This is a genomic window from Amycolatopsis silviterrae, from assembly GCF_042684085.1.
Taxonomy (GTDB): Bacteria; Actinomycetota; Actinomycetes; order Mycobacteriales; family Pseudonocardiaceae; genus Amycolatopsis; species Amycolatopsis silviterrae.
The window spans coordinates 240284-262829 of record NZ_JBHUKS010000012.1; the positions used below are offsets into that span (position 1 = coordinate 240284).

The following is a 22546-nucleotide window of genomic DNA, read 5'->3' on the forward strand; positions in this document are numbered from 1 at the left end:
GCCTAAAAGGGGAGGCGTGCGCGGGGCGGGGCGCGCGAGAATGCCGGGCATGGCAGAGCGCGCGTTGAGTTTTGGATCAGTGGTGCAGGCTTACGAGCGGTACCGGCCGGAGTATCCCGCCGAACTGGCCGGGCGGGTGCTGGACTACGCGGGCGAGCCGGTGCGGACCGCGCTCGAAATCGGGGCCGGGACGGGGAAAGCGACCCGGTTGTTCGCGCGGCGGGGGATCGCGGTCACCGCGACCGATCCGGATCCGGCGATGCTGGCCGAGCTGCGCGAGCAGCTGCCCACCGGCGTCGAGACCCGCCGCGGCGCGCTGGAAGACCTGCGGCCGGATCGCCAGTACGGGCTGGTGTACTCGGCCGCGGCGCTGCACTGGACCGACCCGGACGGGCGGTGGCCGCGCATCGCCGCGCTGCTCGTCCCCGGCGGGGTGTTCGCGTCGTTCGGCGGACCTGCCCGGATCGCCGATCCCGTTGTGCGGCAAGCGGTCGACGAGGCGAAGGCACCGCTGATGGAACCCGACGAGATCCCGTCGCCGGACGGCACGCCGCCGGAGAGCGAGATGCAGTGGCCGGGCACGGAACTCGGCCGGTCCGGGCTGTTCGCCGATGTCCGGCAGTTCGTCGTGCCGCAGCGGCTGACGCTGACCGTGGACGACTTCATCGGTCTGCTGTCCACTGTCTCGGCGTACCTCATGCTGCCGATTCCGGTGCGGGAGCGGGTTTTCCAGCGGATTCGGCAGGTTTTGCCGGACCCGGTCGAGCTGGCCGTCGACCACACGGTGCACGTCGCGCGACGGCGTTGACCGGGCCGGAATCGCCAATGGCACGGGACACCTCCTGAACCAGGAGGCGCCCTTCACTCGAAGTCCCCGGGCCGAGCGTGGCGGGGGAATCCCCGTCGCAGCGCCTCTCGGCCCGGAGCCGCGCCCCGGCGGGCGCGTCCGTTCCACCTTGGCAAGGCCGGTCCGGACCTGTCAAGCGCGCGGGAACTCCGCGCGGACGCCGAGCAGCCGCACCGGTTTGCCGAAAGCGAAGCGGCCCAACAGTTCTCGGGCCGCCGCGGCGATTACTGCCGGATTCGCCGACGGTGCGGGGAGCGTCACGCTGTGGGTGTGGGTGAGGAACGGCGCGAACCGCACCTTGACCGCGACGCGGGCGGCGGGGCGGCCCTCCTCGGCGACGTCCCGCGCGACGCGTTCGGCGAGTGCCGAGATCTCGCGTGCGATGGTCTCCAGATCGGTGAGGTCCTGCTGGAATGTTGTTTCCCTGCTTCGGGAACGCGGGACGTACGGGGTCGCGCTCACCTCGGCGTCGCTGATTCCACCGGCCAGCAGCCGGTACCACGGGCCCAGCTTCGGCCCGAACCTCGCGGCGAGTGCATCCGGGTCGGCGGCGGCCAGGTCGAGAATGGTCGGATAACCGGCTTCGGTGAGTTTCTTGGCGGTTTTCCGGCCGATTCCCCATAGCGCGTCGGTCGGTTTTTCCGCCATGACGTCCCACCAGTTTTCCTGGGTGAGCCGGTAGATTCCGGCCGGTTTCGCGAAACCGGTGGCGAGTTTGGCGCGGAGCTTGTTGTCGCCGATCCCGACCGACGACGAGAGGCCGGTTTCCTCCTCGACGCCGCGGCGGATTTCCGCGGCGAGAGCTTCCGGATCGCCGGCGGTCGCGCCGAGGAACGCCTCGTCCCAGCCGAGCACCTCGACGACCACCGGGAACTCCCGCAGCCGGGCCATCACCCGGTCGGACACTTCCTGGTACGCCGGGGCGTCGACGGGCAGGAGGACGGCGTCCGGGCAGCGTTTGACGGCCAGCCGCAGCGGCATGCCGGAGTCGACGCCGAACTCGCGCGCTTCGTAGGACGCGGTGGCCACGACGGCGCGTTCGGCGGGGTCGCCGTTGCCGCCGACGATCACCGGCCGCCCGTGCAGCTCCGGCCGCCGGGCCACCTCGACGGCCGCGATGAACTGGTCGAGATCGAAGTGCAGCACCCAGTCGGACACCGGACCAGTGTGCGGTGCCGAGGGGCGGCGGCGCATCCGGAAGGACGGAGGGTTCGGCCGGGCTGGGACGGTGCTGGCGGCTGACCTACGCGAACGTCCGTGAGGGGAACCCTGCGGGAATCAGATTCCGTGAGGGTTCCCCTCACGGCCCGCCGTGCCCAGTGCGGGAGTGGAGTCAGCCGCGGCCGCGGGAGAGGTGCGCCGCCACGCCGCCCGCCGCGGCGAACAGGGAGCACACGGTCAGCACCGGGCTCGCCGCGACGAGACCGGCCACGAGGAGACCGCACGCGGCGAGGTCCAGCAGGATCGCGAAGGCGGTGAGCAGCGCGGCGGAGCGGGCCGGTTTGCCGCGGCGCAGGGCGTCGGCGAGTTCCGGGTCGCTGGTTTCGAACCAGCGCTCGATCTTGTCCAGCTCGAGGCGTTCGTGGTGACTGAGCATGGAGGTCTCCTTCGGCGGCCCGCGTGCCGTCCCGGAGGAAGTACCCGCCCCGTCCCGCGGCGAACCGCGTCACCCCCGATTCACCCGACTGCTGCAGCGGGTCGCGGATTCCGGAAGTCCCGGTCACCGTGCGTGCCGCCCCGCCGGACCGTCCACAAAGGTCACAAGGTCACGGGTCGCAGCCGGGCTCCGGTCCGGAGTAGCCCTCGCGCGAGGAATCGTCGATGCCGACCTCGCACGGGATCGACGGGTCCACGCGGTTGCCCTCGACGCGCGCGCCGGTGGAGTGGATCGCCAGCCCGATCGCGTGGTCCGGGCCCGCGGCGAAGGTGTTGCCGGTGATGGTGGCCCGCTGGACGTCCTCGAACATCAGCGTCTGCGAAGCGACGAGGGTTTCGCAGAAATTGTCCTTGATGAGGAAGTCGGTGGTGTGGCCTTTTCCGTCGCCCTCGCCGTCGTTCGGGCCTTCCGCCATGAGGCACATGTTGTCGATTTTCTCGCAGCGGTTCCCTTCGATCCGGACGTGATTGCTCGGCGGGCTGTCGCTGGAGAAGGTCTGCATGCAGTCGGCGTGCGCGCCGCCGCGGTTCGACGTCCGGCTGATCGTGTTGTGCTGAATGGCGATGTAGTCGCCGAAGAACCGGATGCCGTCGCCGTCGCCGCCCTGCGGGGCGGTGATGGTGGTGTCCCGCAGCGTCACGTGGTCGCCGCGGATTTCGACGCCGGGCGCGGACGGTCTGTCGAGGGTGAAGCCTTCGACGACGACCCAGTCGGCGTCGACGTCGATGCCGCGGACGTGCTTCCCGCCGCCGGAGTACACGCGCGGGTGGTTCGGGGTGCCGCCGGCGGTGATGTGCAGCCGGGAGCCGGCGGACTGCGCGGCCGGGGCGGCGGCGGTCAGGACGGCTGGGATGGCGAGCAGGACGGCGAGCAGGACGGGGACGGTGGTCAGGGCGCGCATCGGTCTCCTCGGATCGCGCGGACAGGGGACGCGGCGAAAGGTAGGGCCGAACGGCGGGAGGGGTCCCGGGGCGCTTTCAGCCGACGGAGGTGATGCAGTAACGTTACTGCGAGTTACCTCACAACGGGTCGGACCACGCCGAGGGGAGCGTCGGTGCACGCGGACCAGCTCATCGCGGACCGGTACCGGCTGCTGGAGCGCGTCGGCAGCGGCGGCATGGGCGTCGTCTGGCGGGCGCACGACGACCGGCTCGGCCGCGAGGTGGCGCTCAAGCAGGCCCGGCTGTCCGACGTGGTGAGCGGGCGGACGCTGCGCCGCGAGGCCCGGCTGGCGGCCGGGGTGCTGCACCCGAACGTGGTCACCTTCTTCGACGTCGCCGCCGACGGCGACGAGCTGTGGCTGGTGATGGAGTACGTCCCGTCGCGCAGCCTCGCCGAAATCCTCGCCGCGGACGGACGGCTGCCCGCGCGCACGGTCGCCGAGATCGGGGTGCAGCTCGCGGCGGCGCTCGGCGCGGTGCACGCGCACGGCATCGTGCACCGCGACGTCAAGCCGGGCAACGTCCTGATCGCCGCGGACGGCCGCGCGAAGCTCACCGACTTCGGCATCTCCCGCTCGGTACGCACGGACGAGACGGTGACCGATTCCCCGCTCATCGGCGGCACGCCGGACTATCTCGCCCCGGAGGTCGCGCAAGGGCACCCGCCCACCGCGGCGTCGGATATCTTTTCCCTGGGGGCAACGCTTTTCGCCGCCGTCGAGGGCGCGCCGCCGTTCTCCGGCGGCAACGAGTACGCCACGATCCGCCGGGTCGCCGAGGGATCCGTGCCGCCCGCCCGGCACGCGGACGGTCTCGCGCCCGCGCTGGAACAGCTGATGCGGCTCGATCCCGCGGAGCGGCCGACGGCGGTCGCGGCGGGGGAGCTGCTGGCCGAGGGGATCGACGCGCTGCCGGTCGAGGTGCCGCGCCGGCGTCGTGTCCGGCGCGGGCCGCTGATCGCCGGGGTGGCGGTCGCGGCGGTGGCGGTCGTGGTCGCCGCGTACTTCGTGGCGCGCCCGGGCGAGACCCCCGCCGCCCCGCCCGCCGGCGCGTCGGCGGCGCCCGCGAAGCTCGGGATCGGCCCGGACCCGCGGGCGGCGGACCCGTGCCGGCTGGTCGATCCCGTGCCGCTCAAGCAGTTCGGCGATCCGGAGACGATCCCGGACTACGGCAACTTCAACCGCTGCGACGTGATCTTGCACCGCGGCGACCTCCAGGCGGACCTCAAGGTGGAGCTGGACGATCCGCCCGCCGCCGCGCCGGAGGGCACGCAGTCGAAGTCGGGGCCGTTCACGGTGTTCGCCGCTCCGGAGACGGACTCGTGCGAGCGGCTGATCCAGCTGCAGGACCGGTACGTGGTGCAAGTGACAGTGGATCAGGACAAGGGCTACAACCTCGATCTGTGCCGGGTCGCCGACCTCGCGGTCGCCTCGGCGACGAAAGCCATGGCGGCGGCCGGGGTCCCGGCACGCTCGCCGTCGCTCCCGGCGGGTTCGCTGGCCTACGTGGACGCGTGTTCGCTGCTGGACGCGGGCACGGTCGCCACGGCGGCCGGAGTCGCCGCGCCGGTCAAGATCGAGCCCGGTTTCAGCGGCTGGTCGTGCGACTGGAAGAGCCCGGCGAGCGACCGGAAGGTCACCATCATGTTCGACCGGGACCAGCCGCCGGGCAGCAAGACCGGGCAGCTCGTGCAGGTCGGCGGCCACGACGCGTACCTCAAGACCGACGATTACGCCGACGGGACCTGCCAGGCGGTCCTCGTCTACCGTCCCTACACCGACGCGCACGGGGACCCGAGGGTGGAGCGGCTGCGGGTCGTGGTGCACGGACCGCCGCCTCCGGACCGGCTGTGCGCGCCGGCGTCCACTTTGGCCGGTGCGCTGGCCGGAAAGCTGCCGAAGACATGACCGTGTTCCCTGGCGGCCCGCCCGAAGAGCTTGGCCCGGACCACGGCAGCCTCGCGCACGGCGTCCCGCCTTCCCCGCCGGGCACGATCTTCGCGCTCGCCGTCACCGGCGGCGTGCGGATGCCGCCGCGCGATGGCAGGCAAGTGCTCTTCGGGCGCAACCGCGACGACGTGCACGTGTGCGTCGGCGAGGACGACCGGAAGGTCAGCCGGAAGCAGGGATTCCTGGTGCGCCGCCGGAACGCGTGGTGGATCCACAACACCGGCAGGCTGCCGATCCGGCTGCCCGGTTCGCGGCTGCTGTTCCCGGAGGAGGAACCGGTGCCGCTGGCCGAGGGCTACACCGCGGCGTTCGTGCGCGGTTCGGCCGGGCGCGAGCATCTGCTGGAGGTGTACGTCGCGGGCGCGGACGGCCGCCGCCCGGACTCGCGGCCGCAGGACGTGACCGAGCCGCCGCGGATGTGGCGGCTCACCCCGGACGAACGGCTCGTCCTCGTCTCGCTCGCGCAGCGGTACCTGCTGCAGGACCCGTATCCGCAGCCGCTCGCGTGGCGGCAGGTGGCGGAGCAGCTGTCCGAGCTGAAACCGGAGGCGCGCTGGAGCGGCAAGCGCGTCGAGCATCTCGTGGGCGCGGTGCGCGCCCGGCTGGCCCGCGCCGGGGTCGCCGGGCTGACCAGGGAAGAGGTCGGCGAACCGGTCGGGAACGCGCTCAACGACAACCTGATCAAGGAACTGCTGCTCTCGACCTCGCTGGTCCCGCCGGACCTCGCGCTGCTCGAACCCGAGGGCGAGGACGATCCGGGAGGGGTCCCGGCCCCGCCTGCTTGACTCGGGGTGCGCGGCGGATCCGGCTCCGCGCCCCCGGCGGGCCGTCGCGGTCGGCCCGCCGGGGCCGGCAGCGGCTCCGCGGGGGGTGTCCGTGGCAGGGGAGGCGATGCGGACGCTGCCCGCGGGACATCCGAGCCTCGCGCTCGGATTCGCGTCGCCGCCGGGCACGCTGGTGGTGCTGGGACGCGCGGGGGGAGTCCTGGTGCCGCCGGCGACGCGCGGGCCGGTGACCTTCGGGCGCAACACCGCCGAGGTGACCGTGCCGCTCGGCGAGGACGACCGGCGGGTCAGCCGCTGCCACGGCGTGCTGGAACGGCACGCGGGCCGGTGGTGGGTGCGGGCGACCGGCAAGGTGCCGCTGCGGCTGCCCCGGTCCCGGCTGCTGTTCGCCGGAGCCGCGCCGGTTCCGCTGTCGCCGGGCTATCTCCCGGTGTACGCGCGGGGTTCGGGCGACCGCGAGCACGTGCTGGAGGTGCGGATCGCGGACGGCACGCCGTCGCCGGCTCCGGCCGGGCGGCTGCGGGCGGACGAGCGGCTGGTGCTCGCGATGGTCGCGCGGGGGTTCCTGCGGTGGGAGGAACGGCCGCGCGCGGTGCCGGTCCCGCTCGCGGCTCGCCGGTTGTCGGTGCTGGACCCGGCGGGCGGCTGGACGGCGGAGGCGGTGGCCGGGGTGCTGGACGCGGTCCGGGACCGCTTCCGGCCGGGCGCGGAGGACGAGGACCTGGTGGCGGGACTGGTGTCGGCTGCGGTGCTGGTGCCGCCGGATCTGGCGTTGCTGTCGCCGGTGCTGGCGGCGGACGACGGGGTGGAGTGGATGTCGTCTACCTGGGGGAGCTAGGCCGAGCGGAACGGGCGGAAGAACTCGCGCAGTTCCCGCGCGTACAGCTCCGGCTCCTCGAACGGGGCGAAATGCCCGCCGCGCTCCGGTTCGGTGACCCGGACCGTGTTCGCCACCCGGTCCAGCCACGCGCGCGGGGCGCGGGCTATGTCGGCCGGGAAGAGCGTAAGGCCGGACGGCACTTCGACCCGGCGGGCGTGCTGCTCCGGCGGGATCGCGGCGTTCGCCTGGTACATCCGCATCGCCGACCCGATGGTGCCGGTGAGCCAGTAGATGGTGACGTTCGTGAGGATCTCGTCCTTCGTGAACGCGCGTTCGACGTCCCCGCCGCAATCGCTCCAGGCTCGGAGCTTCTCGACGATCCACGCGGCCAAACCGGCGGGCGAATCGGTGAGCCCGACGGCCGCGGTCTGCGGTTTGGTGCGGTGCATGGCGGCGTACGCGCCTTCGGCCGCGCCCCAGGCGGCGACGTCCTGGAGCCAGGCCCGTTCCTCGGGGGTCAGGTCGTCCGGCGGGAACGCGGGCAGGCCGCCGTCCATCCGGTGGACGGCCACGACCCGGTCCGGATGGTCGAGGGCGAGGAACCGGCTGACGCCGCTGCCGATGTCCCCGCCCGCGGCGGCGAAGCGGGGGTAGCCGAGCACGGTCATCAGCTCGGCCCACAGCCCGGCGACGGCGACTGAATCGGGGGCCGGGCCGGTGGGACGGTCGGAATAGCCGTAGCCCGGCATGTCCGGGACGACGACGTCGAACGCGTCCGCCGGGTCGCCGCCGTGCGCGCCGGGGTCGGTGAGCAGCGGGATGACCTTTGAGTAGCGCCAGAACGAATCCGGCCAGCCGTGGGTGAGCACGAGCGGCAGCGCGGGACCGCTCGGCGCGACCGCGCGGGCATGGACGAAGTGGATCCGGGACCCGCCGAGCCGGACGCGGTAGCGGGGCAGCCGCGCGAGTGCGGCTTCTTGTTTGGTCCAGTCGAACTCGTCGGCCCAGTAGGCGATCAGTTCGCGCAGGTAGGCGACGTCGGCGCCGAGCGCCCAGCCGTCTTCCGGTGAATCCGGGAAGCGGGTGGCGCGCAGCCGGGAGCGCAGGTCGGCGAGCTGCGCGGGATCGGCTTGCGGGGCGAACAATTCCGGGCGGTCGGCCATGCCCGCGAGCCTACGTGATCTCGGCCGCACTCCGCGGACGCGTTTCTGTCGGTGGTTCTGGGTAGGGTCGGAATGGTTGAGGGGGAAAGGAGTTGCCCGATGACGACGGTTCCACAGGTGCGCACCCGCGTGCGGATTCCGCTGCGGCTCCCCGGCAGGCCCGCGGTCGACGCGGAGGCGGTCACCTTCACCGGGCTGTCCGACGGGCTCGAGCATCTCGCCTTCGTGCTGGGGAAACCCGGTCCGGTGCCGTTGGTGCGGCCGCATTCGGAGTGCCTCACCGGCGACGTCTTCGGGTCCGCGCGCTGCGACTGCGGCCCGCAGCTGGCGGAGGCGGTCGAGCGGATTTCCGAGGTCGGCGGGTACCTGCTCTACCTGCGCCAGGAGGGCCGCGGAATCGGGCTGTACAACAAGCTCGACGCGTACGCGCTGCAGGATTCCGGATTGGACACCTACGCGGCGAATTCCGCGCTCGGCCTGCCGGAAGACGCGCGCGACTACACCGCGGCCGCGCAAATGCTCACCGTGCTCGGGGTGCGGCAGCTGGATCTGCTGTCGAACAACCCGGACAAGGCGGCTCAGCTGGCTCGGCACGGGATCGAGGTGCGGGAACGGCTGCGTACTGGGGTTTTCGCGAACGAGGACAACGTCCGGTATCTGCGGGCGAAGGCCGAGCAGACCGGGCACACACTCGCGTTGCCGGTGGGCGAGCGGCCGGCCACTGCGGCGGCACGGAACGTGGGGTAGGTCGTGCGTGGCTATGCCGGTGAGAACCGGCCGGAACACTCACGAGTCGGGTGGCAGCGCGGCACCGGGCGGCCGTGGCGGCGGGCGTCGTGAGTGTTTATGCCGGTGAGAACCGGCATAAACACGCACGAGCCCCCTACTTCGGCGGCGCGAGGGCGGAGAAGCGGGTGAGGCTGGCATCGCCGGTCCGCCAGTCCAGGGTGCGGACGGCGAGGTACCGGACCGGCTGGGGCACGGCGACGGTGGCGGTGCGTTTCCGGGCGGGGCGGCCCGCTTCGGTGTAGGTGATGCCGTCGGTGCTGGTCTCGACGACGGTGGCGGGTACGCGTCCGGCGGTCCAGGCGAGTTCGGCGGTCGCGAGCTGCAGCGGCGCGCCGAGGTCTGCCACCAAGCGGCCGCCGGGGCCGGGTTTCCACGCTGTCGACGGGTTGTCGTCGACAGCGGCGTCCGGGCTGGTCATCCCGGGCGGCAGCGGTTCGGCCGGGAAGGTCACGGCTCCGAGCGCGAGGTCGGCCAGCGGGTACGGGCGGATCTCGCCGAAGACGACGGGCACGGTGCGGCGCGGCGGCAGCGCGACTGTGCGCGGACGGCCGCCAGCCGGGGTCACGGTCACGACGGCCGGGAGCAGTCCGGGCGGCGCGGTCAGGTCGACGCGGCTGGCGTCGCGCACTACCGCGGTCAGGCCGGGCGGCACGGCGGCGCCGAACATTCCGCGCAGGGTGAATCGCGGCGGTTCGATCCGGCCTTCTGCTGGGGAAAGCTCGAAGGTGACGGCGCTGCCGGACGTGGTGACTCTCTGCGTGCCGCGATAGAGCAGCAGCGCCGTGCGATCCTGGGGCAGGGAAGCGGTTCCGGACACCGCGGTGTCGGAAAGGTTTGCCAGCACTAGGAAATCGTCCGTGACAGTCGCGTGGGCTCCGGTAGCGGTGGCGCTTGCGCGTCCGGCGAGTTTGGACAGGTTCGCGCGGCCGGGATACAGCTCGGCCAGCAGCGGTGCGGGCGGACCGGCGGAAAGCGTCACGTGGTCGTTCGTGACGGTGACCGGATTCGGGCTGGTGACGACGATTCCGGCTCGGCCGTCGATGTCCAGCCAGCCGCCGGTGCTGCGCAGCGCGGGTGCCGGATAGCTCGCGACCGGGGTCCAGGCGACGCCGTCGGGCGAGGTTTCGATGCGGTACTTCCGTCCGGCGGCCGCTTCCCAGCTCAGGCGGACGCGGTCGAACTGCTGCGGCTTGCCGAGGTCGACGGCGAGCCAGCTGTCCGCGCGCGGGCGGTCCGATGTGGACACTGCCCAGCGGGTGGCGGAATTGCCGTCGGTGGCGTACTTCGCTTCCTTTCCCGGAGCGGCGGACGATGCGGATGCGGTTCCCGCCGAAGCCAGGTCAGGGCCGGTGCCGTCGTGGATCTCGAACGACCAGAGCGAGTAGCCGTACTGCGGATCCGGCTGGACGCCGAGCATGCGCACGTGCCGCGCGGTCACCGGGGCGAAGGTGAGGTCGTCGGTGCGGAAGCCGGACGGTGCGGGGAGCGTCACCGAGCCCTCGGCGGCGGTGTAGGTGCGGCTGCCGTCGAGGCCGGGAACGCCTGGCATGGCGAGGTTGTAGACGTTGAGCACGCCCTCGTCGGCCGCCACGCCGGTGCTGGCGTAGACCGCGGTGCCGGTCGGGAGAGAGGCGAGCGCGGCGTATCCGGTGTCGAAGCGCAGGATGCCGAAGGTGCCGTCGAATCCGTCGCGCACTTTCCGGTACGTCGTGGCGTGACGTTCGCGCACCGCGAGGTTCGTGGCTGGCAGCAGCATCGGGTTGGCGCCGCCGAGGACGAACAGCCAGTCGTCGTGGTTCGGCTGCCAGGCGAATTTCACGAAACCGGGTTTGCTGACGGTCGCGGCCCACGCGCCGGGGGAGCGGTGGGCCAGCAGGCCCGGCCGGGGGCCGAAATCGGCGGCGTGCGCGGCGTGGGCGTCGAATTCTTCCTTGCGTGCCGCGTTGACCGGGCCTCCGTGCGCCGCGCGCCATTCGTGCAGCAGGTAGCTGATGGCGAGTTCGGCGCGGGCCTCCGGCTCGTACTTCGGTTCGCCGGAGAACTTCGTGATCCGGTCGACCGGCGGGTACGCCTGGTATGGCTCCAGCCTCGCGGCCAGTTGCGCCTCGGCGTAGGCGGCGTAGCGGTCGCCGAGGACTTGCGCGCGGAACGCGAGCGGGATGACGTCCCGGCCGTAGAGGTGTTCGCGGTCGGCGACCATCGGCATCAGCGGTTCGCCGGCGTCGCTGGTCATCAGGAGCATGGTGCGCCACAGCAGTTCGCCGTTCGGCTGCGCGGTGAGCACCTCGGGCAGCGGGATGCCGGCGGCGAGGAAGTGCATCGCGTTGCGGCCGGACGTGCGCCAGAGTTCTTCCTGGTAGTGCGGGCCGAACGAGCCGTGGTTCTCGACGAGGAACGTGTCGTACAGGTTGGTGGCGGTGTTGGCGTTGACCGGCTTTCCGTCGACCAGCCGGGGATTCGCCAGATCCGCGGCGGGCAGGCCGCCCTCGTTGCGGCTCCAGGCGCCGAAGGCCGCGCGCCATTCCGGAGCGCGCGGATCCTTGGCCGCCCAGGCGAGCGCGGGGGCGAGCGACTGCGCGTAGACGCCCATCTCTTCGAGCTTCGTGTCGCCGACGTAGCCGCCGCGCAGGCCGTTGGGCGTCCAGTCGCCGGAGGCGGGGTCGTTGCCGGTGCCGAGGCTGGTCGTGTAGGCGGCCTGTTCGGTGGCGATGCGCTCGACGTTCCGTTGTGTCGCCGCGTCCAGCTCTGTCCACAAGAGACGCGCGGCGAGCTGGAAGTAGGACTGGAAAGTGGTGTCGAAAAACAGTTTCCGGCCCCATTCGGTGCCGCCGGTGAGCCGGTTCGAGGCGGCGAAGTGCTTGATGGTGGCGAGAGTGTGCGCGCGGAGGGTTTCACGGTCGACCCCGGCGACGGTCGCGTCGTAGCCGTCGCGCGTGAGCAGGAGCGCGTTGCCGAGGACGACCGCGAAGGTGAAGTCGCGGGCGGGATAGATCCCGGCGGCTGGGTCGAACTGCTGCTCTGCCCAGCGGGTGTGCCGGAGGAGGACGCGCAGGTAAGTCGCGGCGACGGGATCCGGCGAGCCGCCGGGCTTGGGTGCCGCCTGTGCGAGAGACGTTCCCGAGGCCAGGAGGACCGCGGCTCCCGCGCCCGCGAAACCGAGCGCCTGCCGCCGGGTGAACCCGTCCATCCCGCGTCCTCCAGACTGCTGACAACCTTGTCAACGCGGATTCTGTGCGGCGGCCGCGCGGACGGGCAACCCTCCCGGCCGATCCCGTCCGGTTTCGGACAACTCTGTATAACGGCCTATACAATCGGCCGGGGGAGCACTGGTCCGGGTGGAGGGCGCCGGGACCGCCGTGCTGAGATGACAACGTGATCACTGGCCCCGGCGGATTCCTGCTGCTCGCGCTGGCCGGGGTCGGGGCCGGGCTGACCGGCGCGACCGCGGGCCTCGCGTCGCTGGTGTCGTACCCGGCGCTGCTGGCCGCCGGGCTGCCGCCGGTCGTCGCGAACATGACGAACACCGTCGCGATGCTGGGAACGACCGCCGGCGCCGCGGTCGGCGCGCGGCCGGAGCTGAAGGGCCAGGGCCGTCGCCTGCTGCCGCTGTGCCTGATCACCACGGCGGGCGGCGCGTGCGGCGGGCTGGTGCTGCTGGTCGGCTCGGCGGACGCGTTCACCGTGGTCGTGCCGTGGCTGATCGGCGGCGCTTCGATCGTGCTGATGGCCGGTCCGCGGCTGCGGCGGATGGCCGAGCACCGCGAACACCGCGGAATCGGCCCGCTGACCGGGATCGCCGCGTTCCTGGTCGGGGTGTACGGCGGGTACTTCGGGGCGGCGGCCGGGGTGCTGATGCTCGCGCTGCTGACCACGGTGTGGAGCCAGTCGCTGGCCCGCACGAACGCGGCGAAGAACATCGCGACCGGCACCGCGAACCTGATCGCGGCGCTCGTGTTCGCCTTCACCGGCAAGGTTTTCTGGCCCGCGGCGATCGCGGTGTGCCTCGGTTCGGTGGCGGGCTCGTGGCTGGGCTCGGTCCTGGTGCGCTACCTGCCCGCGACGCCGCTGCGGATCGCGATCGGCCTCGGCGGGCTCACTTTGGCGGCGGTTTTGGCTTGGCAGGCCTATTCGGGCTGACGCGGAACACCGGAAGCGGGCATAGTCGGCGGGGTACCCGAGCAGGAGGACAGATGAGCATTGTCGGCACCCGGGTGGTGCGCGTCGAGGACGAGAAGCTGATCACCGCGGGCGGAACGTACGTCGACGACCTCAAGGAAGAAGCGCTCGCCGGCGCCGTGCACGCGGTTTTCGTGCGCAGCCCGATCGCGCACGCGCGGATCGTCGGCATCGACGTGGAAGAGGCACGCACCGCGCCGGGCGTGGTCGGCGTGTACACCGCGGCCGACCTGGATCTCGCGCCGGGCAAGGCCGGGCCGGTGCCCGAGCCGTACCTGGCGAGCGACGTCGTGCGGTACGTCGGCGAGCCGGTCGCGCTGGTGCTCACCGAGGAGCGGTACCAGCTCGCCGACGCGGCCGAGCTGGTCGACGTGGACTACGACCCGCTGGACGCGGTCGCGGACTTCGACACCGCGCTGGCAGGCGAGACGCTGGTGTTCCCGGACCACGGCAGCAACGTGGTCCACACGAACGGGCCCGAGGAGTTCGACGATTCGGTGTTCGAGGGCTGCGAGGTCGTCGTCACCGAGGAGATCCTCAACCAGCGGGTGGCCCCGGCTCCGGTCGAGCCGCGCGGGGCGTCCGTCGCGTGGGGCGAGGACGGCCGGGTCACGCTGTGGCTTTCCACGCAGAACGCGCAGATCGGCCGCAGCATGGTGGCCGGCGGGCTCGGCGTGGACGAGGACCGGGTGCGGGTGATCACGCCGGACGTCGGCGGCGGGTTCGGCGCGAAGATCGGCGCGGATCCGGAAGCGGTCCTGCTCAGCTGGGCAGCCAAGCGCGCCGGGCGCGCGGTGCGGTGGGCCGAATCGCGCAGCGAGAACCTCACCTCGATGACGCACGGCCGCGCGCAGCGCAACACCGTGACCATCGGCGGCAAGCGCGACGGAACCGTGCTGGCGTACCGGCTCGACGTCCTCCAGGACGCCGGCGCGTACCCGCGGGCGCTGTTCCTGCCCACGCTCACCGAGCTGATGGCCCCGGGCGTGTACCGCTTCCCGGTGGTGCAGACGCGCAGCCGCGGCGTGGTCACCACGACGACGCCGATCGCGGCCTACCGCGGCGCGGGCCGTCCCGAGGCGACGGCCGCGGTCGAGCGCGCGATCGACCTGTTCGCCGCGGAGATCGGGATGGACCCGGCGGACGTCCGGCGGGTCAACTTCATCCGGCCCGAAGAGTTTCCCTACCAGACGCCGACCGGCGGCTCCTACGACACCGGCGAGTACGCCGCGGCGCTCGACAAGGTGCTCGACGCGGCGGGATACGCGCAGCTGCGCGAAGAACAGCGGAAGCGCCGCGAAGCCGGGGACCCGGTGGCGCTGGGGCTCGGCATCGCGTCCTATGTGGAGATCACCGGCGGCGACGCGGGGGGCGAGAGCGGCCGGGTCGACGTGCACCCGGACGGTTCGGTCACCGCGTGGACCGGCAGTTCGCCGCACGGGCAGGGGCTCGCGACGTCGCTGGCGATGCTGCTGTCGGACCAGCTGGGCGTGCCGATCGACAAGATCACCGTGCGGCACGGCGACACCGACGAGGTCCCGCGCGCGATCGGGACGTTCGGCTCGCGGTCGCTGCAGCTCGGCGGTTCGGCGATCCGCCAGGCCGCCGAGGAGGTCGTGGCGCAGGCCCGCCAGGTCGCGGCGGAACTGCTCGAAGCCGCGCCGGACGACCTGGAGCTGGACGCGGAACGCGGCGTCTGGCAGGTCCGCGGCGCCCCGTCCAGCACGACGCTCGACTGGGCCCGGGTGGCCGCCGAGGCGGACGGGTTCACCGCGGACGTCTGGTTCGGCGACGGCGCGCCGACGTTCCCGTTCGGCGCGCACCTCGCGGTCGTCGAGGTCGACACCGAAACCGGCAAGGTGCAGGTGCGCAGGCTGGTCGCGCTCGACGACGCGGGCCCGATCGTGAACCCGCTGACCTTCCGCGGCCAGCGGCACGGCGGGCTCGGCCAGGGCATCGCGCAGGCTCTGCTCGAGGTGATGAGCTACGACGCGGACGGCAACCCCACCACCGCGACGCTGGCCGACTACTCGTTCGTCACCGCGCCCGAGCTGCCCGATTTCGAACTGGTGGACATGGAGACGCCGACGACCCGGAACCTGCTGGGGGTCAAGGGAATCGGCGAGGCGGCGACCATCGGGTCGACGCCCGCGGTGCACAACGCGGTGGTGGACGCGCTCGCCCACCTCGGCGTGACGCACCTGGACATGCCGACCACCCCGCTGCGGGTGTGGACGGCCCTGAACGACGCTAGGAAGGCGAACTGACGTGCGGGTCTCGATCGAGGTGAACGGGAAGACGATCGCCGGGGAGGTGCCCGACCGCACCCTGCTCGTGCACTACCTGCGGGACACCGCGGGCCTCACCGGCACGAACATCGGCTGCGACACCACGTCCTGCGGGGCGTGCACGGTGCTGGTCGACGGCGAATCGGTGAAGTCCTGCACGGTGCTGGCCGCGCAGGCGGACGGGCACGAAGTGACCACTGTGGAGGGTCTGGCCGACGAAACCGGCCTGCACCCGGTGCAGCGCGCGTTCCGCGAGCAGCACGGCCTGCAGTGCGGGTTCTGCACGCCCGGCATGATGATGGCGACGGTGTCGCTGCTCAAGGAGAACCCGAAGCCGACCCGCGACGAGGCCCGCGCGGCGCTGGAGGGCAACCTCTGCCGCTGCACCGGGTACCACAACATCGTCAGCGCCGTCATCGACGCGTCCGGGCAGGAGGTGGCGCAGTGATCCCGGCCGGATTCGCCTACCGGCGCGCGTCCACTGTGGACGAGGCGCTCGCCCTGCTCGCCGAGCACGGGGAGGACGCGAAGCTGCTCGCCGGCGGGCATTCGCTGCTGCCGCTGATGAAGCTCCGGTTCGCCGCGCCCGAGGTCGTGGTGGACATCGCGCCGCTGCGGGAGCTGAAGTTCGTCCGGACCGAGGGCGACGAGGTGGTGATCGGGGCGCTGTCGCGGTACCACGATCTCGAACACGACCCGGTGCTCGCCGAGCACGCGCCGCTGCTCGCGCACGTGTCCGGCTCGGTCGGCGACCCGCAGGTGCGCCACCGCGGCACGATCGGCGGCTCGCTGGTGCACGCCGACTCGGCCGCGGACCTTCCGGCCGCCGTGCTCGCCGCCGACGGCACGCTTGTCGCGCGCGGGCCGCGGGGGGAGCGGCGGATCCCGGCCGCGGAGTTCTTCCTCGGCCCGTTCACCACGCCGCTGGAGCCGGACGAGCTGCTCACCGAGATCCGGCTGCCGAGCCAGGCCGGACTCGGCTGGGGCTTCGAGAAGTTCACCCGCCGGGCCATCGACTGGGCGATCGTGGGCGTCGCGGTCACCGGGCGTTCGGTCGGGCTGATCAACATGGGCGGCACGCCGCTGCGGGCTTCGGCCACCGAACGCGCGCTGGCCGACGGGGCGACCGCGGCGGAAGCGGCGAAACTGGCCGCGGAGGACACTTCGCCGCCGGAAGAGCCGCACGCCACCGCCGAGTACCGCCAGCACCTCGCCCGGGTCCTCACCGGCCGCGCGCTGGCTTCCGCCGGCATCGCCTAGCTGTCCGTGAAGGACTCCTTGGGGGAATCTGATTCCCGCAAGGAGTCCTTCACGGCGGTGCAGGGATGCCCGCCGAAACGGGTCGGTGCCGCCCCTTCTAGGCCGGGCTCGCGCGGGGTTTGGTCGTCCGTGAGGGGAACCCTGAGGGAATCAGAGTCCCTCAGGGTTCCCTTCACGGACCTCCGGATAGGTCGTGCGGGCATCAGGCGTGGGGCCGCGCGGCATAGGTTCCTGGCAAGGGCTCGGCTTTTGGCCCGCGGAAAGCGACGGCTGATTTCCGCCAGCGGGGCGCGGGCGGCGATCGCCAGACTGAGCGGTGTGAACACGACTTTTCCCGCGCACACCGCGATCGAGCCCGGCATCCTGTACTTCGGCACCCCGGTGGTGCTGGTCTCCACGTCCAATGAGGACGGTTCGGCCAACCTGGCCCCGATGTCGTCGGCGTTCTGGCTCGGCTGGCGCGCGATGCTCGGTCTCGGCGCGCGTTCGAAGACCACGCTCAATCTCCTGCGCACGCGGGAATGCGTGCTGAACCTGCCGTCGTCGGCGATGGCCGCGGCGGTCGACCGGCTCGCGCTGACCACCGGGTCCGATCCGGTGCCGCCGCGCAAGGAGGAGCGCGGCTACTTCCACGTCGCGGACAAGTTCGGCCGCGCCGGGCTCACGCCGGTGCCGTCGGAGACGGTGGCGCCGCCCCGGGTCGCCGAGTGCCCGGTCGCGATGGAGGCGGTGCTGGAGTCCGTGCATCCCTTCGCCGAGGACGACGAGGCGCAGCGCGGCGGCATCGTCGGGCTGGAGGTGCGGGTGCAGCGGGTGTTCGTGCACGACGACATCCGGCTGCCCGGCTCCGACGACCACGTCGACCCGGACGCGTGGCGGCCGCTGATCATGAGCTTCCAGAAGCTGTACGGCCTCGGACCGCAGGTGCACGAGTCGACGCTGGCCCGGATCCCGGAGCGGATGTACCGCTCACCGGACATCGAACGCGCGCGCGGGGTCCGCTGAGCCCCTCCAGTCCACTGTGGAGCGACCAGCAGCCGAAACGGGGGCGAAGGACAGGCGAACAACTCGGTAAAACCGGGCACGGCAAGGGCCGCCGCGATCTCGCGGCGGCCTTCGCCCGTTTTCCGGCAAGGAGGAATTTCCGCCGCTTTCCGGTCCCGCGTCAAGGGGCGCGCGCGGCGAAACCGCAGGTCATGTCTGTTCGGACACGGCCGCCGGGTACATTGGGGCAGCTGTCCCCGCGGTGATCACCTTCCCCCGCCGGGCTGATACTCTTTCCCTATTGCGAATCCCTGGTACGGCAACGCAATTCGGCGTCACTCACACGGGTGCCGAGGCGGCCGTGCATAACCCGGCTGTGGGAAGGATGCACTCGGGATGGCGGACAGGTTCGAGTTCGTTCTCGACGTCGTCGAAGCTTTGGTGGTCGGGGAGGCGACCGGCGGGAACATCCGCCAGTTCCCGCTCCGGATCGGCACCGTGCCCGCGGAGCCGGACCGGTACGTGCAGGTCGCGAAGGTCGTGAACGACGCGATCGAGGAGCGCAGGCTGTCGGTCGGCGACGAGCTGAGCCCGTACGTGCGCACCGCCTTCGGGCTGCTCGCGAAGCCGCGGGTGTCGGTCGCGGTCAGCGGGATCGACGGCCTCGGCGCGGACATCGCGGTGGTCGCGCTCAGCGACGGCAGGCAGGCGCTCGGGATCACCCAGGACCCGAAGACCGACGAACTGCTCTTTTCGCTTTTCGACGACGAAGAGCTCGTCGAGGTGATCGCCGGCGTGCTGCCGCGGGCGCGGCCGGCCAGCACCGGGGCGCACACGATCCGCCAGGCGGCCTCGCAGGAGGTGTCCGCGATGACCGCGCGCCGCCGGGCCGAGGCGGCCGAGGACGAGGAAGAGACCGACGCGTTCGGGATGATCGAGGTCAGCGGGCGCGTGCAGCCGCGCCGCCCGGACCCGCGGGTCTCCCGCGCCGCCCCCGGCGGGACCGAGGTGCTCGAACGCGTGCTGGCCCAGCCCCGGCTCGGCGGCGGGCACATCGTCGCGAGCGGCTGGGGCCGCCACGGCGAGCGGCGCGCCGGAGCCCCGATCGGGTGGCTCGACACCGCCGACGGCCGCTACCTGATCAAGTCGACGGTCAGCGACGCCGGCGACCTGACCGCGGAGTACCTGCCCGCCGGGCACCGCGAGCTGAAGCGCGCGGTGCAGCAGGCGATTTCCGACGTTTACTGAGAATTTCCCCGCAACGGCGACAGTTCACGAGGAGAACGAGGTCCCGATGACCGACGAGGCACCGATGGCGATGGAAGCCGCGAGGATGGCCCCCACGGCCAAGGTGGGCTTCTCGCTGCCCGCGCGCCAGCTGAAGACGCTGGCCGAGCGCGGATCGTTCGCGGTGGACGACAGCACCGGCGACAAGATGATCACCGCGCTCGAAGGCGTGGTCGACGCGCTGCAGGCGCGCTGGAACGCGCTGGAGAAGGTCGGCGAGTTCCCGGCGATGTCGAAGAGCCCGGCCGGGATGTTCGTCGGCCAGCAGATGGCGCGGACCGCGCGCGACCAGCAGGGCCTGCTCACCCAGCTGCAGGCGGCGCGCGACGAGTTCCCGACCTACGTCGAGGCGATCAAGCTCGCGAAGAAGAACTACAAGGAGCGGGAGGACAGCTCGAAGCAGACCTTCGACCGCATCCACCGCACCGCCGAGGAACAGGGCTGAGGGGGAGACCAGTGGCCGACGACAAGAAGAAACCGACCGCCGAGTCCGTCTCCGACCCGTCCTCGACGGACTACGACCCGGGCAACAAGGACCTGTACAACCCGACGCTGGACCCCTCGTCGAAGTACTACATCGGCCCGGTGCGCCCGGACGACGTGGCCTCGGGCGACAAGCTGCGCGAGGACGCGACGGCGAAGATCGACGGCATCTTCAACGGATGGCTGCTCCCGAACGTCCAGGGGAAGGCCCGCGACCAGCTGATCCAGGCGATGTACCAGCGGAACCTGGAAGAGTCGAAGAAGCACCTCGGCAAAGACCTCGAGATGCGCGATCCGGGCGCCGCGCCGCACACCGACTGGAAGAACGCGTCGCACGAGCAGATGGTCGAGGTCATCACCTCGAACGCGGACCCGGCCGCGGTGGCCGAGTCGTCCGAGGAGTGGGTGCGCATCGGCAACGAGCTGGCGACGCACCAGAAGAACCTCGGCGACGCGATCAACGCGAGCACCTCGAACTGGAAGGGCGAGGGCGGCGACGCGGCGCGCGTGCACCTCGCCAACGTCGGCAAGTGGCTCGGCACCACCGCGCAGGGCGCGTCGCTGACCGGGCGCCAGCAGGAGATCCACTCGCAGGCGCTCAACGAGACGCAGAAGGCGATGAACGCCAACCCGCCGGTGAAGTTCTCGGCGCAGGACGCGAACAAGGTCCTGATGACGATCCGGGACCCGGCCGCGTACGTCGTGGCCTACTCCTCGGCGATGAAGACCTTCACCGACCAGCAGGCCGCCCGGGACCAGGCCGCGCAGATCATGACGCGCTACGACCAGACCATCGGCGGCGCGGTGGCGACGCCGCGGTTCGCCGAGCCGCCGAAGCTGCCCACTGCCCGGTATTCGGCGACGAAGCAGGGCACCCCGATGGGCGGCGGCGGCGCGGGCGCGCCGGGCGGGCAGCGGGTCGGGCCGGACGGCCGCCCGATCGGCCCGGACGGCAAGCCGATCGGCCCTCCCGGGACCACGCTCGGCCCGAACGGCCAGCCCATCGGACCGGACGGGCGCCCGCTGGGCCCCGACGGCAAGCCGATCGGCCCGCCGGGGACGACGGTGGGCCCGGACGGGCAGCCGATCGGCCCGGACGGCAAGCCGCTGGGCGGGCCGGGCGGCGGCGGCCACGGCGGTCCCGGCGGGCAGCAGCCCGAGCGCAGGTTCGACCCGGCGTCGCTGAAGATCCCGGAAGGCGGTCCTGGGGGTGGAAGTCCGGGCGGCGGGGGGCCGGGCGGCGGTCCCGGCGGTTCGTTCCCGCCCATCCCTGGTTCGGACGACCCGGGTTCGACGAAGGCGCAGGGCTTCAACCCGCCGAACATCCCGCCCATCCCGGGCGGCGGCAACCCCGGCGGCGGTCCGGCCTTCAACCCGCCGAACATCCCGCCGATCCCCGGCGGCGGCAACCCCGGCGGCGGTCCGGCCTTCAACCCGCCGCCCATTCCGACCATCCCGACCGGCAAGGGCGGCGACCCGTACAAGCCGAACCCGTACAAGCCGCAGCCGTTCAAGCCCCCGACGATCCCCGAGGGCCCCGGCGGGATCAAGCCGTACGAGCCGAAGCCGTTCAACCCGGGCAAGATCGGCCCGGACGGCAAGCCGCTGTTCCCGGGCGGCGGCACCGGGCCGAGCGGGGAGAAGCTCGGCGGCATCGGCAAGGTCGGCGGCGTCAACGGCGAGAGCATCAGCAGCAGGCTCGGCGGCGGCGGCGCGGGCGGCCTCGGCGGAATCAAGGGCGGCCCGGGCTCCTCCGGCGGAGGCGCGTTCAGCGGCGCGGGCGGTTCCGGCCCGGCGGAGGAAGGCGTCGCCGGGCGGGGCGGCCCCGGCTCCGGCGGTGCGGGCGGCAAGGGCGCGACCGGCGCTCCCGGCATGGGCGCGATGGGCGGCGGCAAGGGCGGCAAGGGCCCGGAGGACAAGGAACACAAGATCGCGAGCTTCGTCGAATCGGACGATCCGTCGTTCTTCGCGCCGGACGAGGTCGTCGCCCCGCCGGTGATCGGCGACTGGAAGAACAAGGACTGGAAGTGAGGCGGCGATGAGCGAAGGAGCGCAAGGGTTCCGCGTCGAACCGGACGACCTCGTGGCGCACGCGAGCCACCTGGACGGGCTGGTGGACCGGCTGAACACCGCGTCGCAGGCGGCGGACTACGCGATGTCCGACGACGCGTACGGGCTGCTGTGCTCGTTCCTCCCGCCGATCATCAACCCGACCGGCGAGAAGGCGAAGGAAGCGATCGGCGGGGCGATCGAGGGCGTCCAGGCGACCGCGGACAACGTGCGGACCGCCGCGAAGTCGTACCAGGAGGGCGACGAGGGCCAGTCGCAGCCGTTCAAGAAGGTGGCGACCGAAGGACCGCTCAGCAAGGAGAACGGCGCGGAGCTGAAGGACCGGTTCCGGGTCGGCGGGGTGCAGGCCCCGCTCGCCAGGGAAGGGGTGCTCGCGGACGCGCGGAACGACGGCGAGGCTCCGTTGCAGCCGAAGGAACGGGTGGAGGTCCGGGCGAACCCGGACCGGGACGTTTCGCCGAACGAGGCGTAGCGAGGCGGCACCCGCGAGGCTTGGCGGCGGGCGGGTACCGTCGGCGGAATGACGGTGCCCGTCGCGGGCAGGACCAGACCCGCCCGCAGCGGCGCGGGCGACGGGATTCGAGGAGAACGAAAAGCATGACCAGCGCGGGTGGGCTGGGCGACCTGATCAGGGACCCCGACGACGCAATCCGGCGAATGGACGAATGGGCGGCCGGGTTCGCCCGCAAGGCGGAGCGCTACGCGGCGGCCCAGCAGGAAACCGAACAGCTGCGGCTGACCGCGACGAGCCCGGACGGGACCGTGAAGGTCACCGTCGGGGCCGACGGGGTCGTGTCGGACCTGGTGTTCAGTTCCCGCACGCGCACCATCCCGCCGGAGGAGCTCTCCAGGATGGTGCTCGAGACCATGCGGAAGGCGCAGTCGGGCATCACCGACCGCGTGGCCGAGGTCATGGGCCGCAGCCTCGGCGACGAGGACCCGGACACTCGCGCCGTCATGCTCGACTCGCTGCGCAACCGCTTCCCGGACCCCGACCCGGAGCCGGACGGCCAGCAGGATGCCCCGGAGGAGCAGCCGGAGCCGCCG

19 protein-coding genes, 1 pseudogene and 1 riboswitch are annotated in these 22546 nt (G+C 72.3%); of the genes and pseudogenes, 15 read left to right on the forward strand and 5 right to left on the reverse strand.

The window, feature by feature from the left end:
* Positions 1 to 49 precede the first annotated feature (49 nt).
* The gene (locus tag ACFSVL_RS18590; RefSeq protein WP_378305747.1) at positions 50 to 808 is read left to right on the forward strand and encodes a class I SAM-dependent methyltransferase; all 759 of its coding nucleotides are present in this window, start codon (positions 50 to 52) and stop codon (positions 806 to 808) included.
* Positions 809 to 845: 37 nt separating this feature from the next.
* A riboswitch (S-adenosyl-L-homocysteine riboswitch) is annotated at positions 846 to 923 on the reverse strand.
* 56 nt (positions 924 to 979) lie between these two features.
* Here ACFSVL_RS18590 and ACFSVL_RS18595 read toward each other — a convergent pair.
* The 3 genes from ACFSVL_RS18595 to ACFSVL_RS18605 form a co-directional block, all read right to left on the reverse strand.
* A complete protein-coding gene (locus ACFSVL_RS18595) occupies positions 980 to 2041 on the reverse strand; it encodes a DNA polymerase IV (protein WP_378305749.1) in 1062 nt (353 codons plus the stop codon).
* A gap of 139 nt (positions 2042 to 2180) precedes the next feature.
* A complete protein-coding gene (locus ACFSVL_RS18600; protein WP_378305751.1) occupies positions 2181 to 2444 on the reverse strand; it encodes a DUF3040 domain-containing protein in 264 nt (87 codons plus the stop codon).
* Positions 2445 to 2613: 169 nt separating this feature from the next.
* Positions 2614 to 3405, reverse strand: a complete 792-nt coding sequence (locus tag ACFSVL_RS18605; RefSeq protein ID WP_378305753.1) for a right-handed parallel beta-helix repeat-containing protein — start codon at positions 3403 to 3405, stop codon at positions 2614 to 2616.
* A 153-nt stretch (positions 3406 to 3558) separates the two neighbouring features.
* Here ACFSVL_RS18605 and ACFSVL_RS18610 point away from each other — a divergent pair, with 153 nt between their 5' ends.
* From ACFSVL_RS18610 to ACFSVL_RS18620, 3 genes are all read left to right on the forward strand, one after another.
* Positions 3559 to 5352, forward strand: a complete 1794-nt coding sequence (locus ACFSVL_RS18610) for a serine/threonine-protein kinase (protein ID WP_378305755.1) — start codon at positions 3559 to 3561, stop codon at positions 5350 to 5352.
* On the forward strand, positions 5349 to 6179 hold the full coding sequence (locus ACFSVL_RS18615; RefSeq protein ID WP_378305757.1) for an FHA domain-containing protein: 831 nt from the start codon (positions 5349 to 5351) through the stop codon (positions 6177 to 6179). Before ACFSVL_RS18610 ends, ACFSVL_RS18615 begins: the two co-directional genes overlap by 4 nt.
* Before the next feature lie 106 nt (positions 6180 to 6285).
* Positions 6286 to 7017, forward strand: a complete 732-nt coding sequence (locus ACFSVL_RS18620) for an FHA domain-containing protein (RefSeq protein ID WP_378305759.1) — start codon at positions 6286 to 6288, stop codon at positions 7015 to 7017.
* On the opposite strand, the gene ACFSVL_RS18625 is transcribed toward ACFSVL_RS18620, so the two are convergent.
* Entirely contained in the window at positions 7014 to 8162 is a 1149-nt protein-coding gene (locus ACFSVL_RS18625) for an epoxide hydrolase family protein (RefSeq protein WP_378305761.1), read from the reverse strand. The two genes, ACFSVL_RS18620 and ACFSVL_RS18625, sit on opposite strands and share 4 nt — an antisense overlap.
* A 99-nt stretch (positions 8163 to 8261) precedes the next feature.
* Here ACFSVL_RS18625 and ACFSVL_RS18630 point away from each other — a divergent pair, with 99 nt between their 5' ends.
* On the forward strand, positions 8262 to 8909 hold the full coding sequence (locus tag ACFSVL_RS18630) for a GTP cyclohydrolase II (RefSeq protein WP_378305763.1): 648 nt from the start codon (positions 8262 to 8264) through the stop codon (positions 8907 to 8909).
* Positions 8910 to 9045: 136 nt separating this feature from the next.
* Here the strand turns inward: ACFSVL_RS18630 and ACFSVL_RS18635 are convergent, their stop codons facing one another.
* Entirely contained in the window at positions 9046 to 12138 is a 3093-nt protein-coding gene (locus ACFSVL_RS18635; protein ID WP_378305765.1) for a discoidin domain-containing protein, read from the reverse strand.
* Positions 12139 to 12323: 185 nt separating this feature from the next.
* Here ACFSVL_RS18635 and ACFSVL_RS18640 point away from each other — a divergent pair, with 185 nt between their 5' ends.
* From ACFSVL_RS18640 to ACFSVL_RS18685, 10 genes and pseudogenes are all read left to right on the forward strand, one after another.
* The gene (locus tag ACFSVL_RS18640; RefSeq protein ID WP_378305767.1) at positions 12324 to 13088 is read left to right on the forward strand and encodes a sulfite exporter TauE/SafE family protein; all 765 of its coding nucleotides are present in this window, start codon (positions 12324 to 12326) and stop codon (positions 13086 to 13088) included.
* Between the two features lie 53 nt (positions 13089 to 13141).
* Positions 13142 to 15394, forward strand: coding sequence for a xanthine dehydrogenase family protein molybdopterin-binding subunit (locus ACFSVL_RS18645; RefSeq protein ID WP_378305769.1), 2253 nt, complete (start codon positions 13142 to 13144; stop codon positions 15392 to 15394).
* A 1-nt stretch (position 15395) separates the two neighbouring features.
* On the forward strand, positions 15396 to 15863 hold the full coding sequence (locus ACFSVL_RS18650; protein ID WP_378305770.1) for a (2Fe-2S)-binding protein: 468 nt from the start codon (positions 15396 to 15398) through the stop codon (positions 15861 to 15863).
* The gene (locus ACFSVL_RS18655) at positions 15860 to 16675 is read left to right on the forward strand and encodes an FAD binding domain-containing protein (protein WP_378305772.1); all 816 of its coding nucleotides are present in this window, start codon (positions 15860 to 15862) and stop codon (positions 16673 to 16675) included. Before ACFSVL_RS18650 ends, ACFSVL_RS18655 begins: the two co-directional genes overlap by 4 nt.
* 318 nt (positions 16676 to 16993) lie before the next feature.
* On the forward strand, positions 16994 to 17680 hold the full coding sequence (locus ACFSVL_RS18660) for a flavin reductase family protein (protein ID WP_378305774.1): 687 nt from the start codon (positions 16994 to 16996) through the stop codon (positions 17678 to 17680).
* Positions 17681 to 18055: 375 nt separating this feature from the next.
* Entirely contained in the window at positions 18056 to 18907 is an 852-nt protein-coding gene (locus tag ACFSVL_RS18665; RefSeq protein WP_378305776.1) for an ESX secretion-associated protein EspG, read from the forward strand.
* 46 nt (positions 18908 to 18953) lie between these two features.
* A complete protein-coding gene (locus tag ACFSVL_RS18670; protein ID WP_378305778.1) occupies positions 18954 to 19391 on the forward strand; it encodes a hypothetical protein in 438 nt (145 codons plus the stop codon).
* Between the two features lie 11 nt (positions 19392 to 19402).
* The gene (locus ACFSVL_RS18675) at positions 19403 to 21460 is read left to right on the forward strand and encodes a hypothetical protein (protein WP_378305779.1); all 2058 of its coding nucleotides are present in this window, start codon (positions 19403 to 19405) and stop codon (positions 21458 to 21460) included.
* Between the two features lie 7 nt (positions 21461 to 21467).
* A pseudogene (locus tag ACFSVL_RS18680) lies at positions 21468 to 21767 on the forward strand (type VII secretion target); the annotation flags it as partial.
* 329 nt (positions 21768 to 22096) lie between these two features.
* Positions 22097 to 22546: YbaB/EbfC family nucleoid-associated protein (locus tag ACFSVL_RS18685; protein ID WP_378305781.1), on the forward strand; the 450-nt coding region annotated here is incomplete at its 3' end.

What these genes read in the sequence shown, in the direction of transcription:
- ACFSVL_RS18670 (WP_378305778.1), top strand. Translation starts at nt 18,954, where the DNA reads ATGACCGACGAGGCACCGATGGCGATGGAAGCCGCGAGGATGGCCCCC.
- ACFSVL_RS18630 (WP_378305763.1), top strand. Translation starts at nt 8,262, where the DNA reads ATGACGACGGTTCCACAGGTGCGCACCCGCGTGCGGATTCCGCTGCGG.
- ACFSVL_RS18625 (WP_378305761.1), bottom strand. Translation starts at nt 8,162, where the DNA reads ATGGCCGACCGCCCGGAATTGTTCGCCCCGCAAGCCGATCCCGCGCAG.
- ACFSVL_RS18600 (WP_378305751.1), bottom strand. Translation starts at nt 2,444, where the DNA reads ATGCTCAGTCACCACGAACGCCTCGAGCTGGACAAGATCGAGCGCTGG.
- ACFSVL_RS18665 (WP_378305776.1), top strand. Translation starts at nt 18,056, where the DNA reads ATGGCGGACAGGTTCGAGTTCGTTCTCGACGTCGTCGAAGCTTTGGTG.
- ACFSVL_RS18605 (WP_378305753.1), bottom strand. Translation starts at nt 3,405, where the DNA reads ATGCGCGCCCTGACCACCGTCCCCGTCCTGCTCGCCGTCCTGCTCGCC.
- ACFSVL_RS18590 (WP_378305747.1), top strand. Translation starts at nt 50, where the DNA reads ATGGCAGAGCGCGCGTTGAGTTTTGGATCAGTGGTGCAGGCTTACGAG.
- ACFSVL_RS18635 (WP_378305765.1), bottom strand. Translation starts at nt 12,138, where the DNA reads ATGGACGGGTTCACCCGGCGGCAGGCGCTCGGTTTCGCGGGCGCGGGA.
- ACFSVL_RS18595 (WP_378305749.1), bottom strand. Translation starts at nt 2,041, where the DNA reads ATGCGCCGCCGCCCCTCGGCACCGCACACTGGTCCGGTGTCCGACTGG.
- ACFSVL_RS18615 (WP_378305757.1), top strand. Translation starts at nt 5,349, where the DNA reads ATGACCGTGTTCCCTGGCGGCCCGCCCGAAGAGCTTGGCCCGGACCAC.
- ACFSVL_RS18645 (WP_378305769.1), top strand. Translation starts at nt 13,142, where the DNA reads ATGAGCATTGTCGGCACCCGGGTGGTGCGCGTCGAGGACGAGAAGCTG.
- ACFSVL_RS18620 (WP_378305759.1), top strand. Translation starts at nt 6,286, where the DNA reads ATGCGGACGCTGCCCGCGGGACATCCGAGCCTCGCGCTCGGATTCGCG.